Origin of the sequence: Christiangramia aestuarii, from assembly GCF_009735585.1 — a bacterium.
Lineage (GTDB): Bacteria > Bacteroidota > Bacteroidia > Flavobacteriales > Flavobacteriaceae > Christiangramia > Christiangramia aestuarii.
Window position 1 is genome coordinate 274,988 of record NZ_VJVW01000004.1, and the last position, 16,116, is coordinate 291,103.

The 16,116-nt window shown below is 43.1% G+C and carries 11 protein-coding genes; 6 read left to right on the forward strand and 5 right to left on the reverse strand.

The annotated features are described in order from the left end of the window. Positions 1-53 precede the first annotated feature (53 nt). The 4 genes from FLP08_RS11650 to FLP08_RS11665 all read left to right on the forward strand — a co-directional run bounded on the left by FLP08_RS11650 (position 54) and on the right by FLP08_RS11665 (position 3,471). Positions 54-797, forward strand: a complete 744-nt coding sequence (locus FLP08_RS11650; RefSeq protein ID WP_156276913.1) for a succinate dehydrogenase/fumarate reductase iron-sulfur subunit — start codon at positions 54-56, stop codon at positions 795-797. Positions 798-878: 81 nt separating this feature from the next. Continuing rightward, on the forward strand, positions 879-2,027 hold the full coding sequence (locus FLP08_RS11655; protein ID WP_156276914.1) for a methionine aminotransferase: 1,149 nt from the start codon (positions 879-881) through the stop codon (positions 2,025-2,027). Then, the gene (gene pdeM, locus FLP08_RS11660; protein WP_156276915.1) at positions 2,028-2,663 is read left to right on the forward strand and encodes a ligase-associated DNA damage response endonuclease PdeM; all 636 of its coding nucleotides are present in this window, start codon (positions 2,028-2,030) and stop codon (positions 2,661-2,663) included. It begins immediately after the preceding gene. 10 nt (positions 2,664-2,673) lie between these two features. After that, a complete protein-coding gene (locus tag FLP08_RS11665; RefSeq protein WP_156276916.1) occupies positions 2,674-3,471 on the forward strand; it encodes a TspO-related membrane protein in 798 nt (265 codons plus the stop codon). Positions 3,472-3,493: 22 nt separating this feature from the next. Here FLP08_RS11665 and FLP08_RS11670 read toward each other — a convergent pair whose 3' ends face one another. After that, complete coding sequence (locus tag FLP08_RS11670; protein ID WP_156276917.1) at positions 3,494-4,849, reverse strand: dihydrolipoyl dehydrogenase family protein; 1,356 nt, start codon at positions 4,847-4,849, stop codon at positions 3,494-3,496. Positions 4,850-4,992: 143 nt separating this feature from the next. Here FLP08_RS11670 and mfd point away from each other — a divergent pair, with 143 nt between their 5' ends. Then, positions 4,993-8,373: a transcription-repair coupling factor gene (gene mfd, locus FLP08_RS11675; RefSeq protein WP_156276918.1), complete on the forward strand. Its 3,381-nt coding sequence runs from the start codon at positions 4,993-4,995 to the stop codon at positions 8,371-8,373. 142 nt (positions 8,374-8,515) lie between these two features. Here the strand turns inward: mfd and FLP08_RS11680 are convergent, their stop codons facing one another. Continuing rightward, entirely contained in the window at positions 8,516-9,892 is a 1,377-nt protein-coding gene (locus tag FLP08_RS11680; RefSeq protein WP_156276919.1) for a DUF5689 domain-containing protein, read from the reverse strand. Position 9,893: 1 nt separating this feature from the next. Beyond that, positions 9,894-12,710, reverse strand: coding sequence for a TonB-dependent receptor plug domain-containing protein (locus FLP08_RS11685; RefSeq protein ID WP_156276920.1), 2,817 nt, complete (start codon positions 12,708-12,710; stop codon positions 9,894-9,896). Between the two features lie 154 nt (positions 12,711-12,864). Here FLP08_RS11685 and FLP08_RS11690 point away from each other — a divergent pair, with 154 nt between their 5' ends. Beyond that, positions 12,865-13,866: an endonuclease/exonuclease/phosphatase family protein gene (locus FLP08_RS11690; protein ID WP_238388489.1), complete on the forward strand. Its 1,002-nt coding sequence runs from the start codon at positions 12,865-12,867 to the stop codon at positions 13,864-13,866. A gap of 75 nt (positions 13,867-13,941) precedes the next feature. On the opposite strand, the gene FLP08_RS11695 is transcribed toward FLP08_RS11690, so the two are convergent. Continuing rightward, a complete protein-coding gene (locus tag FLP08_RS11695; RefSeq protein WP_156276922.1) occupies positions 13,942-14,382 on the reverse strand; it encodes a hypothetical protein in 441 nt (146 codons plus the stop codon). Between the two features lie 45 nt (positions 14,383-14,427). Beyond that, positions 14,428-16,086 (reverse strand): Ig-like domain-containing protein, encoded by a 1,659-nt coding sequence (locus FLP08_RS11700; RefSeq protein ID WP_156276923.1) that lies wholly within the window; start codon positions 16,084-16,086, stop codon positions 14,428-14,430. Positions 16,087-16,116 lie beyond the last annotated feature (30 nt).

Genomic DNA, 16,116 nt, shown 5'->3' on the forward strand with positions numbered 1-16,116 from the left:
GACCAGTTCACAATACCTTTAAATCTCATATCTAAATACTCAATACTAAAAGTATGAACCTTACACTAAAAATATGGCGTCAAAAAAACGCCGAGAGCAAAGGAAAAGTAGTAACCTATCAGGTTTCAGACATTTCTCCGGATATGTCTTTCCTGGAAATGATGGATGTTCTTAACGAGCAGCTTATCGAAAAAGGAGATGAACCTGTAGCTTTTGACCATGACTGTCGTGAGGGAATTTGCGGGTCGTGTAACCTGCAGATCAATGGAGAGCCTCACGGGCCAGATCGCGGAGTTACTACCTGCCAGTTACACATGCGTCGTTTTAAGGATGGGGATACCATCGTGATTGAGCCTTTCAGAGCCAAGGCTTTCCCTATCATCAAAGACCTTGTGGTAGACCGTAGTGCCTTCGACAGGATACAGCAGGCCGGTGGATATATTTCTGTGAATACCTCAGGAAATACCCAGGATGCCAACTCTATCCCTGTTGAAAAGGAGAATGCAGATATGTCTTTCTATGCCGCGACCTGTATTGGTTGTGGAGCCTGTGTGGCCGCATGTAAGAACGCGAGTGCCATGCTTTTCACCTCTGCAAAAGTAAGTCAATTCGCACTTCTTCCGCAGGGAGAAGTAGAAGCAGACCGAAGAGTTTTGCAAATGGTAGAGCAAATGGACAAGGAAGGTTTTGGAAACTGTACGAACACTGGAGCTTGCGAAATCGAGTGTCCTAAAGGCATTTCCCTGGAGAACATCGCCAGAATGAACAGAGAATACCTTAAAGCAAGCGTGAAATAATTAACGTCTGTTTACTTAAATATTGAAATCCCGGTCTTTGCAGTCCGGGATTTTTTATGCATTTTGATCAAAATTTCATGCATGCCTGAAGTTACCGGATCAAAATTACCAGGAAACAAAACCAGCATATTCTCAGTAATGAGCAAAATGGCCAACGAGTATAAGGCCATTAACCTCTCCCAGGGTTTTCCTAATTTTGAAACCGACCAGGAACTCAAAGACCTTGTAACCCGCGCCATGAACAACGGCTTCAACCAGTATCCTCCAGATATCGGCGTGCAGGCGTTGAGGGAACAAATTTCCAGAAAGGTGGAAAGCCTGTATGCTAAACACTACGATCCCGATAAAGAGATCACTGTTACTTCCGGGGCAACCGAAGCCCTTTTTAATGCGATCTCAGCCTTTGTCCATAAAGGCGATGAAGTGATCGTCCTTAAACCGGCCTATGACACCTACGAACCCACTATAGAACTTAATGGCGGTAAACCTGTCCAGATTCAGTTAAAAGGGCAGGATTATCAGGTAGACTGGGAAGAAGTTCGCGAAGCGATCTCGCCTAAAACAAGGATGATCATCATCAATACCCCGCATAATCCTACAGGTACGGTTTTATCCAGTGAAGATATGCTTGATCTGGAAAATATCCTGAAGGGTACAGATATAATCCTCTTGAGCGACGAGGTTTATGAGCACCTCATCTTTGACGGGCTTGAACACCAGAGTACTTCCAGGTTTCCAGGACTTGCAGAAAGAGCGGTGGTATGTGCCTCTTTCGGAAAAACATTTCATAACACGGGCTGGAAAACCGGCTATTGCCTTGCACCTAGGGAACTGATGAAAGAGATCAGGAAGGTCCACGAATTAACCGTGTTCTCGGTGAACCATCCCATGCAGATCGCTTATGCTGATTACCTGAAGGATCCACAGCATTACCTGGAACTTTCAGGATTTTACCAGCAAAAAAGGGACCTGTTCCTGAACCTGATCAAAGATTCCAGGTTCACCTGTACTCCTTCCAGCGGAACCTATTACCAGCTATTGAATTTTTCAGAAATAACCTCTGAAAATGATGTAAATTTCGCGGAGAGACTGGTAAAGGAAAAAGGTCTGGCAGCCATACCCGTTTCAGTTTTCAATATCAATCAAAAAGATAACAGCCAGCTTAGATTTTGTTTCGCCAAGACGGACGAAACTCTAGAAAAAGCTGCGGAAATACTTTGCAATCTATAGATGAACTTAAACATTAAGATCAAAGACCAGGATTTTGTTTTACATCCCTATGGCGCCACTTACTGGCCTGAACAGGAAGTTCTGCTCGTGGCAGATGTACACCTCGGGAAAGTCTCTCATTTTAGAAAACATGGTAGCGCAGTGCCTTTAAAGGCGACCTCCCGGAATTTTATAAAACTCGACCAGCTTCGGAAGGAATTCGATCCCGAACATATAGTTTTCCTTGGTGACCTCTTTCACAGCTCTCTCAACATGGAGTGGAACATGTTCGAAGAATGGGTAGAAAGCATAGATAACCGGGTACATCTTATTGCCGGCAACCACGACATCATTTCTCCTCTAAAATACGAGGCGCTGGATATAAAAATATATTCAGACGTTACCGTGGCTGGCTTCCATTTGAGCCACCACCCCGTGCAGTTAAAAGATCATTTCAATATTTGCGGTCACATTCATCCCGGCTTTAAAATGAGGGGAAATGGCAAACAATTGCTTAAATTGCCTTGTTTCTTCCGCAGCCAGAACCAGATGATCCTACCCGCTTTTGGGGAGTTCACCGGAAACTTTTTTATGCAACCGGAAGAAGGAGACCGTGTTTTCGCGATTACCGGGAAAGAGGTGATCCAGATCAACTAAGCTGCTAATCATGATAAAAAGACTGGCCATTTTAAACTTCCTGTCGGTAATACTGGCGATCTTCACAAATTTCTTCGCACAGACCGGCAGGATAAACAATACCACCATCGGGGAGCTGAGCGACAAATATTCTAACCTGTTCACCCCGGCAGATTATGCTTTTTCCATTTGGGGGCTTATTTACCTGGGATTGCTGGCCTTTTCGATCTTTATGCTTCAGCAGGCTTACTCCAATGGAAAATACACAGACTTCATAAATAATACCTCCTTCTGGTTTATCGTGGCCAATCTAGGAACCTGCCTTTGGGTGGTAGCCTGGCTTTACGAATTCACCGGGATTTCTGTAGTGCTTATGTTCCTGATCCTGGCTAAGCTTTTAAAGATCGTGGTAAATAACGAGATGGAGCTCTGGGATGCGCCATTTAAGATCATTGCTTTTTACTGGTGGCCTATTTGCCTGTATTCCGGCTGGATCGCTGTGGCCAGTATTGCCAATATGGCTTCCTGGCTTACACTTATTGGATGGGACGGTGCCATTTTCACTGAAGTGGAATGGACGGTTATCATGATTGGCGTGGCGGTAATTATCAATTTGCTTATGACCTGGCTTAGAAATATGCGGGAATTTGCTTTGGTTGGGGTTTGGGCCCTTGTAGCTATCTATATGAGACACCAGGGAAGCGAAGAGATGATCGCAAAAACAGCGATTGCCGGAGCAATCCTTCTATTCCTGAACATTTCTTATCACGGCTACATCAACCGCAAGACCAATCCCATACACAGATTCCTCACCGGACTTTCTAAATAAAGATTTCTGAAAAATTCAGAGTTTAGACCATTGCTTTAATATCACTGGCCCAGCTGGGATAGGAGAAGATCATTCCTTTAAGGGTACGACAATCCAGTTTCCCACACATGGCCATCACGAACATATTGACCATTTCGGCAGCATCGGCTCCCAGGAGATGTGCTCCCAGAATAAGCCCGGTTTCTTTATCTACCAGCGTTTTATAGGCATACCAATCTGAATTTATACGCTTGGCGTTGAACCACTTTGGCACCAGTTTATTCTCGACCTTAAAATCGTAACCTTTTTCCCTGGCCTGCTTTTCATTCAAACCAACCGAAGCCAGGTTAGGTATGGTAAATACCACCGAAGGCTGCGGAGGATAATCCACTTCTTTTTCCCTGTCCAGGTTTAGGATATTCGCTGCCACGATCCTTGCCTCCTGAGAAGACAGCGGAGTTAAAGGCAAACCTTCACTGGCTGAAACATCGCCGCAGGCATAGACATTTTTATTTGTAGGATTCTGAAGATGCTTGTTCACCATAATCCCTTTTTTTGAATATTCCACCTTACCTTTTTCCAGGTCCAGTCCATCTATGGAAGGCACCCTACCGGCAGCGTTCACAACGAGCTTAGCTTTTCGTTCTATCTTTTTTCCGTTTTGATGGCCCACTACCCTGAAGTTGGTTCTGAGCTTTTCGATCTCTTCTACCTGGCAATTAAGGATGAAATTAATGCCTATCTCTTCCGAGGCTTTTTGCAGGTGGGTTACCATATCCTTATCGAAATTGCTTAAAGGCCGGTCTTCCGCATCGATCACCGTAACTTCGGCCCCGCAGCGAGCCGCTATATGGGCAAATTCCATCCCTATATAACCGGCACCGATAAATATGATGCTTTCAGGAAGCTCCTCAAGTTCCAGGAAATCATCACTTACAATAGGAAGATGCCTGCCAGGAATAGGCAATTCCAAAGGTTTGTTTCCGGTAGCGATAACGATCTTTTTCGCTGTTACAGTCTTGCCTTCTACAGAAAGGGTGTTTTCATCGAGGAATTTGGGTGACTGATGGTACATTTTAATGCCCAGCTTTTTCAGGTCCTTTTCGGTGGCTGCAGGAACGGCATCGGTAAAGGTCTTTTTGAATTCCATAAGATCTTTCCAGCTGAATTCGGGCATTTTAGTGATACCATGACCCTTCATTTTTTCGGCCCGGTCCAGGATCTCGGTAAGGCCTACCAGCACTTTTTTAGGATCACAACCGCGATTGGCGCAAGTACCTCCAAATTCACGATTATCAGCAATGGCTACTTTCATTCCTTCAGCAATACATTCCTTGGCCACACTTTTCCCGGCGGTTCCTGTTCCTATTACAAAAACATCAAATTCTTCAAATCCCATTATTTCCTTCTCTTTTGGTGAAAATAGCCAAGAATGCACCGAGTTTGCGTTATGGAAATGATAAAAATGGTCAAATGCTATTTAATCGTTAAAAATCAATTAACTGGTTGTAAGGCAAAAAGGATGAAATTATCTTTGCGGCAATGAGTACAAGTCTTATCGCCCAAAAGTTCGCACAATCCCCGCAACAGCAGGAATTGCGAAATGCTATTGCCAATTCTGAAAAAAAACATTCTAATATCCACCTAAAAGGCCTCGTAGGCTCAGCACTTTCGTTCGTGGTGGCAGATGCCTTCAGGGAATCTGAGCAGCCTTTCCTGATGGTCTTCAACGACAAGGAAGAGGCTGCCTACTACCTGAACGACCTGGAACAATTGATCGGTGAAAAGAACGTGCTTTTTTATCCGGGAAGTTATAGAAGACCCTACCAGATCGAGGAAACAGATAATGCGAATGTTTTGCTCAGGGCAGAAGTTCTCAACCGTATCAATTCCCGAAAAAAGCCCGCTCTAATCGTCACTTATCCAGACGCGCTTTTCGAAAAGGTGGTGACCCGGAAAGAGCTTGATAAAAGCACCCTTAAAATAGCCGTTGGCGATGAACTTTCCATAGACTTTGTAAACGAGGTCCTGTTCGAGAACCAGTTCAAAAGAGTAGATTTTGTGACCGAACCTGGAGAGTTCTCGGTACGAGGAGGGATCATAGATGTATTCTCCTTTAGTCATGATGAACCTTACCGGATAGAATTCTTTGGGGATGAAGTAGACAGTATAAGAACCTTTGATGTGGAAACCCAGCTTTCTACAGATAAGAAAAAGAAGATCTCGGTAATGCCCAATGTGGAGAACAAGCACCTCGACGAGGTTAGGGAAAGTTTCCTGAAATACATTTCGGCAAAAACAGTGGTTTTTATTAAAAACCTGGACCTGCTATCAGCCCAGGCAGATAAGCTCTTCAAAAAGGCTGAAGAAACTTTTAAGGAACTTTCTGAAGATGTAAAGCATAGTGCTCCCAAAGAACTTTTCTGTAACGGAGAATTGCTCAAAAAGCAGTTACTGGATTACTCGACCGTTGAACTAAGCACCCAGGCGTTTTTAAAAGCCGAGAAACAGATCGAGTTTAATACCAAGCCACAGCCTTCTTTTAATAAGCAATTCGATCTTTTGATAGATAATCTTATTGAAAACCAGGAAAACGGCTACACCAACTTCATTTGCTGTGTAAGTGAACAACAGGCCAAACGTTTTCATGATATTTTTGATGATCAGGAAAAGGAAGTAAAATACCAGACGCCGGTATTTTCGATGTTCCAGGGATTTATTGACGAGGACTCAAAAACGGTTTGTTATACAGACCACCAGATCTTTGAGCGATATCATAAGTTCCATTTAAAGAACGGCTACGCTAAAAAACAGGCGATCACGCTTAAGGAACTTACCAATCTCGAGATTGGCGATTATGTAACGCATATAGACCACGGGATCGGGAAATTTGGTGGGCTGCAGAAGATAGATGTCGAAGGAAAGAAACAGGAAGCGATTAAGCTTATCTACGGGGAAAGGGATATACTTTATCTAAGCATTCATTCCCTGCATAAGATCTCAAAATTCAATGGTAAGGACGGGAAGGCTCCAAAAATATACCAACTGGGAAGCAACGCCTGGAAGAACCTGAAGAAAAAGACCAAGGCCAGGGTCAAGCATATCGCCTACGACCTTATCCAGCTGTATGCCAAAAGGAGGATGGAAAAGGGTTTCAAGTATGATCCCGATTCCTATTTACAGCACGAACTGGAGGCTTCGTTTATGTATGAAGATACTCCAGACCAGAGTTCGGCCACAGCAGCGGTCAAGGCCGACATGGAAAACGAAAGACCCATGGACCGACTGGTTTGCGGGGACGTTGGTTTCGGAAAGACAGAGATCGCTATACGTGCAGCATTTAAAGCGGTAGATAACAATAAACAGGTAGCGGTTTTGGTGCCAACGACCATCCTGGCCTTTCAGCACCACCAGACATTTTCAGAAAGACTGAAGGATTTCCCGGTACGCATAGATTACCTGAACCGTTTTAGAACCGCCAAGGAACGAAAACAAACCCTGGCAGACCTTGAAGACGGAAAGGTGGATATTATCATTGGAACCCATCAACTGGTCAACAAATCGGTTAAATTCAAGGATCTTGGATTACTTATCGTTGATGAAGAACAGAAATTCGGGGTTGCTGTAAAAGACAAGCTTAAGACCATCAAGGAGAACGTAGATACGCTTACCTTAACTGCCACGCCAATTCCAAGGACCTTACAGTTCAGTTTAATGGCGGCAAGAGACCTTTCTACCATTACCACTCCCCCTCCCAACCGTTACCCGATAGAAAGCCACGTGATCAGGTTTTCTGAAGAGACCATCCGTGATGCCGTAACCTACGAGATACAGCGCGGTGGCCAGGTGTTCTTTATCCATAACAGGGTTGAGAATATCAAGGAGGTAGCCGGGATGATCCAGCGACTAGTTCCCGATGCCAAGATCGGGGTTGGTCATGGGCAGATGGAAGGAAAAAAGCTGGAAAAACTGATGCTTAGCTTTATAAATGGCGAATTCGACGTCCTGGTTTCTACAACCATCGTGGAAAGCGGGCTGGATGTTTCAGATGCCAACACCATTTTTATTAATAACGCCAATAATTTTGGCCTTTCCGACCTTCACCAGATGCGCGGAAGGGTTGGTAGAAGTAACAAAAAGGCTTTCTGTTACTTCATCACGCCACCTTATTCAGCCATGACCGAGGATGCGCGGAAGCGTATTACCGCCCTGGAACAATTCTCAGAACTAGGCAGCGGATTCAATATTGCCATGAAAGACCTCGAAATTCGTGGTGCAGGAGACCTTTTAGGAGGAGAACAAAGCGGATTTATAAACGACATTGGTTTTGACACCTATCAGAAGATCCTTAATGAGGCTATTGAGGAATTGAAAGAAAATGAATTCCGCGACCTGTATGCAGAAACTGAAGATCTGGAACATAAAGATTTTGTCAAGGATACACAGATAGACACCGATTTCGAACTACTGTTCCCAGACGATTACATTAACAATATAACCGAAAGACTGAATCTCTATACCAAGCTGAATGAACTTAAGACCGAAGAAGAACTTCAGAAATTCGAGGAGGAGCTGGTAGACCGGTTTGGTGAATTGCCTACACAGGCGGTAGATCTTTTAAATTCTGTTAGGATCAAATGGATCGCTGCCAAGATTGGCCTGGAGAGAGTGGTGATGAAAAAGAACAAAATGGTAGGTTATTTTATCGCTGACCAGAAATCGAGGTTCTACCAGACCAGCAATTTTACCAAGGTGCTGCAATATGTACAAACGCACAGGCAGAACTGTACCATGAAGGAGAAGGAAACCAGGAACGGCCTAAAATTGCTGCTTACTTTCGATAAGATCACTTCTATTGAAAAAGCACTAAAAGTATTACAACCACTGGATTTTAGGGAGAAGAAAGAAGAAGTGGTGAGTTAAAAATTAACCAGGGCTAATGAAATTGTGATCGGATCCTTCCCTTCAGCTATGGCTAGAGACTTCCCTGAAATTCAAGAAAGGAGCTTTTAGAAAGCTTCCTACCATTTTCAAGGAGGGGGTATACGCAGGACGGGGTGGTCCGTTATTCCCCAATCAACCTTATATTATCCAGATCATAAGTAGTGGTCTTATCTGGTGCGGATCCAAGGTATTTAAAACCTATTCTTATTTTTCCTTCAAGACATGAAAGATTGATGCTGCTAGTCCTGAAAATACTGGAATTCGCATTTGATGGTCCCAGGGGAATATTCGCGTCCAGGGGTATCCATTCGGTGGTACGCGGGTCGCCGCTAAAATCATAGGTTAGGTAAACACTAAGAAGCAATCCGTTATCGTAAGAGGGCAACAGGTCAAACTTCAGAATTTCCTTCTGGCTTTGGGACAGATCGAATTCTGGTGTGACGAGCCAGGCTTCCAGCGGACTTTCATTAGAATTGTAAGCCGAGATTCTTAAGACCCTGTTGCCGGCTGCTAAAGTAGGAGTGAATTTCTTCTCTCCACCGCTTACATTGATATTGGTCCAGCCACGAGAGCTTAGAGTGGTGTTCGAGGTTACCCCGTCAAAATTTTCCTCGAAGATCACCTGAGAAATTTCACCTGCAATCTCCCCGCATTCCAGATAATCTAGATCGCAACGTTCCTGGTTCATCTCCAAAGCATCAGGGCTGTTCACCATGATGACATAATGTTCATCGTAAAAATCCCTGCTCAGGATTCCCTCTATCCTGCCACTTCCATCTGGCAGGAGCAAAGACCTGAAATTCGAAAAAGTGCTGGTACTCAAAAAGGTCGTGGCCCTCGTCTCGCAACTCACCAACTGCCGCTCCCCGTCATATCTGTCAACGGGATTAGAAGCAAAGGAAAATTGATAGCCTGTCCTTACCAGGTTTGGATCGAACTGAACCTGGTCTATTTTCACAAAAATATTCTTTAGTTCTTCAGAGAAGTCATCAATACTTATTTCGAGGGGGACGATCTTCCTTTTTTCGGAGGTACGCTTAATATGATCCCCGATCAAAGATCCCGGAATAGAAACCACATCTCCCCTATTCTGATATCCCAGCTGCAGTACTCCATTATTGAAACCCAGGCTAAGACCATCCAGTTTTACATAGACCTTCCGACCCGGTTCAAAGGTTTCGAATAGTGAATTATCATCTAACAGGATCTGAATTCCGGCGGTCGGGTTTTCAGCTTTGTCCTGCAGAATAAGTTCTTTATAAAAATTGCCCCCGGCATCACTGGAGATCACAAAAGCTTCGAACCAGGTATCGGTATCCTGAAAGCTGTGAATTTCCCCCGTTTGCCTATCGAAGTTCCCCTTTACAGCTGCAATGGTAGTTAGATCACCCTCAATTTCGACCTCGGGGATTTCGAAATTCGGAAATTCATAATCATCAGGTCCTACACAGGCTGTAAGCCCAACAAAAAACACACTAGAAATAATCCTTTTTAGCATTTTAAAATTTTAGAGATAGGTTCGCGAAAAAACTTGTCCCATAGCCAAGCCAGTACTTGTTGCCAAAAACCGGAATATCCCGGTCCCTGTCTTCCTTGAGGTTTCGATAGTTCGAATTTCGGGCCTGTTCAAATCCGCCGGAGATATATTCCTTATCCAGCAGGTTATTTACGCTCATAAAAATTCCAAGGTATTTATCCTTAATACGCCAGGACTTACCGCCTACCAGGTTTAACAGGTAGTAATCTTGAAATTGTTCCTGCTCTAAAAGCTCCCTGGCAATTTCTGGGTCGTAATCCAGCAAAGGCTGCCCATCATAATCTGTCTGAAAATTTGAGGTTCTGCTAAGGGGATTCACATCGATAAAAGCCTGTGAGAAGAAATTCATCGTTGCCCCAAACCACCAATAGGCAGGATCGCGGTATTCAAATCCAAACATTGTCGCTTGCTGCGGCCCACCCGGCAGACGGTAATTCTTAAGGTATGACCTACCGTAATCCTGGATTCTTTCAAAAGAAGCTGAACTCAGCCTAAGTTGTGGGTTATTAGAATAAATATATTGACCAATGCCCGCGGCAGCTTTAAGCTTTAAAGTTGTGGTTACCTGATATTCAGAACCCAGTTCCATTCCCAGGTATTGTTTATCTATATCACTTAATAATTCCTGGACGAATGCGGAAGAATTTTCCATACCCTGGTCAGAAATTCCATTCGCAAAATAGTAGCTTACCTCTGTAGCATTATTAACTTCGGTATAAAATCCAGTAAGCCTAAAATTGAATTTAGAGCTTCTAAACCTATAGCTCAAATCTAAGGTCTGAATAATCTCTTCGGAAATATCTGGAACTACCTGGTTGTTTTGTCTCGGATTTACAAAAACATTCCTGTATCCCGGTGCTTTACTGAAGTAACCGATATTCATTTCAATATTCTGGCGGCCTGAAAATTTATAGACCGCAGCAGATTTGAGTCCGTACTCCAGAAAAGCTGCCTGTTCACTTTTCCCTAGTGAGTTTTGGGGAAAGATCCCATTCTGGTAATTCCCATCTCGCTGGTAATTCACCCGTCCTAATTTAGCACTAAGGCTTAATTCCAGTTTCCGGAAATAATACTGCGCCTGAACAAATGATTCTGCCCTTGAAGCTTCGATCTCGTAATCATATTTATACAAATCACCCTCCTGAACCATTCGGTTTGGTTCAAGAAGATTTGCCTGCACTGCAGAGACCAGGGGATTCGCTTCACCCTCTTCCGCAAAAACATCTATATCCAGATAAGTTTCACCACCAAAAAGATCACCGATACGAGCAAAATTATGGCTGTCCAATTTTGAAAAGCTTAAGGTAGAGTTTAGTTTGAGTCTTTCATTTATATTCCAGGAAAGGATAGTGTTGGCACTAAAAATCTTATCCTGATTTATATCTTCAGCCAGAACATAAACTGCATTTTCAGGGTTATTCTGGTTGGCCCGGTAAAGTTGTTCCCAGTCCAATTGGCCATTTTCCAGGAGATCTATCTGAGCCCTGTAGGCAGCTTCAAAATTTTCACTTCCGGCAAACCTAAGATAATAGCCCGGTAGTTTTTGGTAGTATGTAGGATCGGGGTTCTGGCCACCACCAACAAAAGCTACCTGTTCTCCAAGATTTACAGGATTTGTGCCGCCGTAATCTATCCTAGAATTCGAGACTTCCCCAAACTGGTAAGAAATATTGGTATTTAATTGCAGGGGTTCTGAAATATCCCAGAAATGGTTCAGCATTAGCACGGGCTCTCTAACTTCGCGCATCCTGGAATTCCTTATCTCGCCTTCCTGCATACCCCAGTAAGGGTTGTACCTGCTACCTTTAAGTTGCAACACCTCTTTTGTAAGCGGAGCCGACCTGCCTCGGGCGACCGGGGTGTAGATGGCCGCCAGGTTTATAGCATGAGACTCTCCAAACTCTTTTTCCACACTCATAAAGAAGGAATTAGCATCGAACACGGTCCCATCAATATAACCCTCTGCAGCATAACGCTTTCCTATAGAAAATGCGTAATACCATCCGTTTTCCTGTATTCCGGAAGAGTATGTGGCCATGGCCCGGCCGGTATAGGTTCGATTTGCCCCGGCCAGGGAAAGCCTTGCAGATTTCTGGTATTTAGAAGCTCGCATCAGGATATTAGTGGTACCCCCAAGGCCTCCAAAAGCATATTCCCCTGCACCTATGCCATTGGTAAAAACCTGGTTACGCTGAACATCATTAAGTCCTCCCCAATTGCTCCATTGAGGCCGGCCATCATAGAATTTGTTCATTTCCATTCCGTTGATTAATAGTTTTCCGTACTCTGCCCCGAGGCCACGAACCCGGAAAAAGGTCTGGCTAAAGTCAAAAGCAGCAGTATTAAGGTATACATCCCGGGTAGACTGGAGAATGCCTGAGATATTATCGAAACTACCTTCTTCCCCTAGCACCTCGGCATCGGTAAGGCTAATGGTTACCTGGTTGTTCCCTTCATAAAATTCATCTGGTTGCAGGCTTATCTCACCTAATTTCTTGCCTTCAGCATTTAATTTTACAGGTAAACGTCTGTTTATATAACCAGTCCTCGAAATATTCAGCAGTACTTCCTTCTGGGCAATATTTTCCAGCCCCAGGGAAAATGTTCCGTCGGGTGCTGTGAAGGTTTCTAAAAAAGAACCTTCGATCGCAATTTTAACCTGTGGTAAGGGCACATTGGTGATTGCATCTACTAGCCTGCCTTCCAGGGCAGGTTGCTGGGCATGTATATCTAAACTAAAAAGCGAGAGTAACAACACCCAGAAAATGGAAATTTTCATTTAGTGCGGTGTCAACAATATTATATAATGTTACTCATAAGAATTATAACTTACAAATATTCAGTACTTTAAATGCATTATTAAATTCCGGAAATTGAAAAACTACAATTTATCGTTGATTCTTACTTTTTGCCTACTGGTACTGAACGGCCAGATGCTTAAATGTCAGACAACAAAAGATTACCTTATTGAGACGGTGGCATTCTACAACGTAGAGAACCTTTTCGATACAGTAGACGACACTTTGACCTTTGATGATGATAGGACAGCATTGGGAAAAGATCGTTGGACAGAGGAGCGTTACAGGCGAAAGATCAAAAACATTGCAAAAGTCCTATCTGAAATAGGTGCAGCGGAGAGCAAAAATGCTCCGGCAATAATCGGTCTTTGTGAAATTGAAAACAGGCTGGTCTTGGAGGAACTGATTGCTGATCCCTCTTTAGTCCCATATCACTATGGGATCATTCATTATGACTCACCAGACGAAAGGGGAATAGACGTAGCTCTAATTTACCAGAAAAAAGCTTTTACGCCCTTAAATTCCCAGACCCGAAAACTTATGATCTACGATGCCGATAAAAGGGACTACACCCGTGACCAGCTGGTAGTGAACGGGCTTTTGCAAGGGGAAGAAATATACTTTATTGTAAATCACTGGCCTTCACGCTCTGGAGGGGAAGCCAAAAGCAGTTATAAAAGGGAAAAAGCCGCTGCGCTCAACAAAAAAATAATTGATTCTATTTACAGAATAGATCCCCTGGCGAAGATCATTGGCATGGGAGATTTTAACGATGATCCTTCCAATAAAAGCTTTAAAAAGTTCCTACAAACTAAAGCTGAAATAAACGGTTTGCAGGAAAAAGAACTCTATAATCCCATGGAAAACATGTTAAAAAAGGGGAAAGGAAGTCTTGCTTACCGGGATTCGTGGAATCTTTTCGATCAGATCTATGTAAATCAAAGCCTTGTTTCTAAAAATTTTAGCGGCTTCCAGTTCTTTAAAGCAGGTATTTTTAATCCGCCTTACCTGGTGACCCCAGGCGGACAATTTAAAGGTTATCCTTACCGAACTTATGGCAGTTCCGGTTACGAACCCGGCTACAGTGATCATTTCCCGGTTTATATATACCTGATAAGAGAACTAAAACCTGATTAAAAAGAAAAACCTCCGGCTAATACCGGAGGTTTTCTTTTAGTATTCAAAATTCACATTCAGAAATGTGAAAGAAAATTAGTTGAACCAGGCAGTCCACGGGATCCTGGAAAGCATAGCTACCAAGGCAAAACCATAAAAGATGGCCAGCATCTTGAATTTTGGCCTCGAGGTAAGCTTCTTCTTATGCTTGGAATATCCAATGGTGATCAGGGCAATAGCGATGATCATAACCAAAGGGTGCTCTACATTATAAAGTCTAAGCACTGAATCTTTCATTACACCGCCCATACCTTCCTGAGCCCAGCCACTGAAGTAAGGTGTACTAAAGTATAGTACTATCCCGATCAATAACTGAATATGAGAGACAATAAGGGTGAAAAGGGCGATCCTAAAGTTTGTCGCAGAATATTCCTTATTGGCCGCAAAGCCAATAATGGCGTTAAAACTTGCTATTAGCAGCATGAATAATACCAGGTATGCCCAATATGAGTGAATGAACTGAACCGTTTCGTACATAATTTTAATTTTTTGTATCCGCTAAAATACTAAATGCATTTGTTATTACTCCCATCGGTTTTCGGCATCTTCCCCGCCCCAGATAAGAGTGGCCAGATACGGGTTATCGATAAACGGATTCCGGTTACCCTGGGCAGCCTCGATCACGTTGTTTCGCTGTATCTCGAAAGCAGAAACGGGATCTTCAATATTCCATTTTAGAAATAGTTGCTTAGAACCTACGTCTCCAAATGGCTCTCCATATCTTAAGTTAACATACATTACCATACGGGCTACGTCTCCTCTCCAGTCGTCACCAGGAAACCATTTATCCCCATCAACTAATTTATAAGCTCCACTTCCGTCTGTATAAGGATAGTTTAGTCTTTCTGAATTGATGTTCACATCTGCCACTCGCATATGGTGCATATCATTCTTTGCCTCATCTGAGGAAAGTCTTGATTGCGGATAAATATGTTCGGTATTAAAAGTTTCTCCTTCACTTAGATCACCTGCCTGGAATTCATCCTTTGACCTGCTATCTCCAGTATATATCAGGATAACATTCTCCGGATTAGATGGATCCTCATCTGCATCGTATAAGTAATCATGTCTTTGGTAATATTCTAAGCGGTTCGTATGCTCAGTAGTGGTGTAAGTGGAAAGAATATCATACAATAATTCCGGGTCCCTGCTGAATGTTACCTCAGCATAATAATCTTCGAGATAATCAGGAAAATTAAAACTGATAGACTCAACTACACTTACTGTCACATTTGCAACGACACAAGTTGCAGTAGCATCATCATCACATAAAGTATAGGTAAAGGTATCCTCTCCCTGAAAACCGGTCGCGGGGCTATAGGTTACAGTACCATCAGCATTAAGTACAGCGGTACCAGAAGCTGAAGAATCATCCACCGATTTGATAAATGCATCATCAATTAGATCGTCATTTTCTAAAAGATTGTCTAATACCACCTCGGTGCTGGTTGAATTCATCACCACTTTATCATCTTCGGCAGAGGGCGAACCTTCATCCACCACAGTTATAGTAATAGTGGCGGTAGAACAGCTAGGTGTTTCATCGCTATCGCAAATGGTATATGTAAAAGAATCTTCACCGGTAAATCCATTATTGGAAGTATAGCTTAAAGTTCCATCTCCGTTATCAACTAAAACACCATTAAGACCTTCATCATCGATCTCTGAAAGTGTTGCCCCATCGATTAGAACATCATTTTCAAGGAAATTATTGATATTGAATTTCTTATTTTCAACTGCCTCATAAGAATCGTCGTTAGCTACAGGTTCACCTGCATCGGTGACGGTAATACTTACTTTGGCTGTAGAGCAGTTCGCTGGCAATTCGGCATCACAAAGGCTATAATGGAAACTATCTTTACCAATAAAATCATCTGGGGGGAAATAGGTAAGAGACCCATCATTATTGGCTTCAACCTTACCGCCTTCAACGGTGGATTCATCGAACTCCTTGATCCGACCATAATCATAGATAATATCGTTCTCCAGCAAATCTGAAATCACCAGTTTTTGATTTTCAGCGGTAGAATAACTATCGTCCTTGGCAACTGGTAATTCAGAAGTAGGTTCTGGTTTAGGCTCTGTACCCGGTGCATCTTCTCCGCTACAATTCTGCAACATCAATGTACCCAGAATAAGCATTGAGCTTAGACCCAGTTTCTTTAAAAATACTTTCCTCATTGAAATTGATTTTAATGCTTTTCCAGCAAT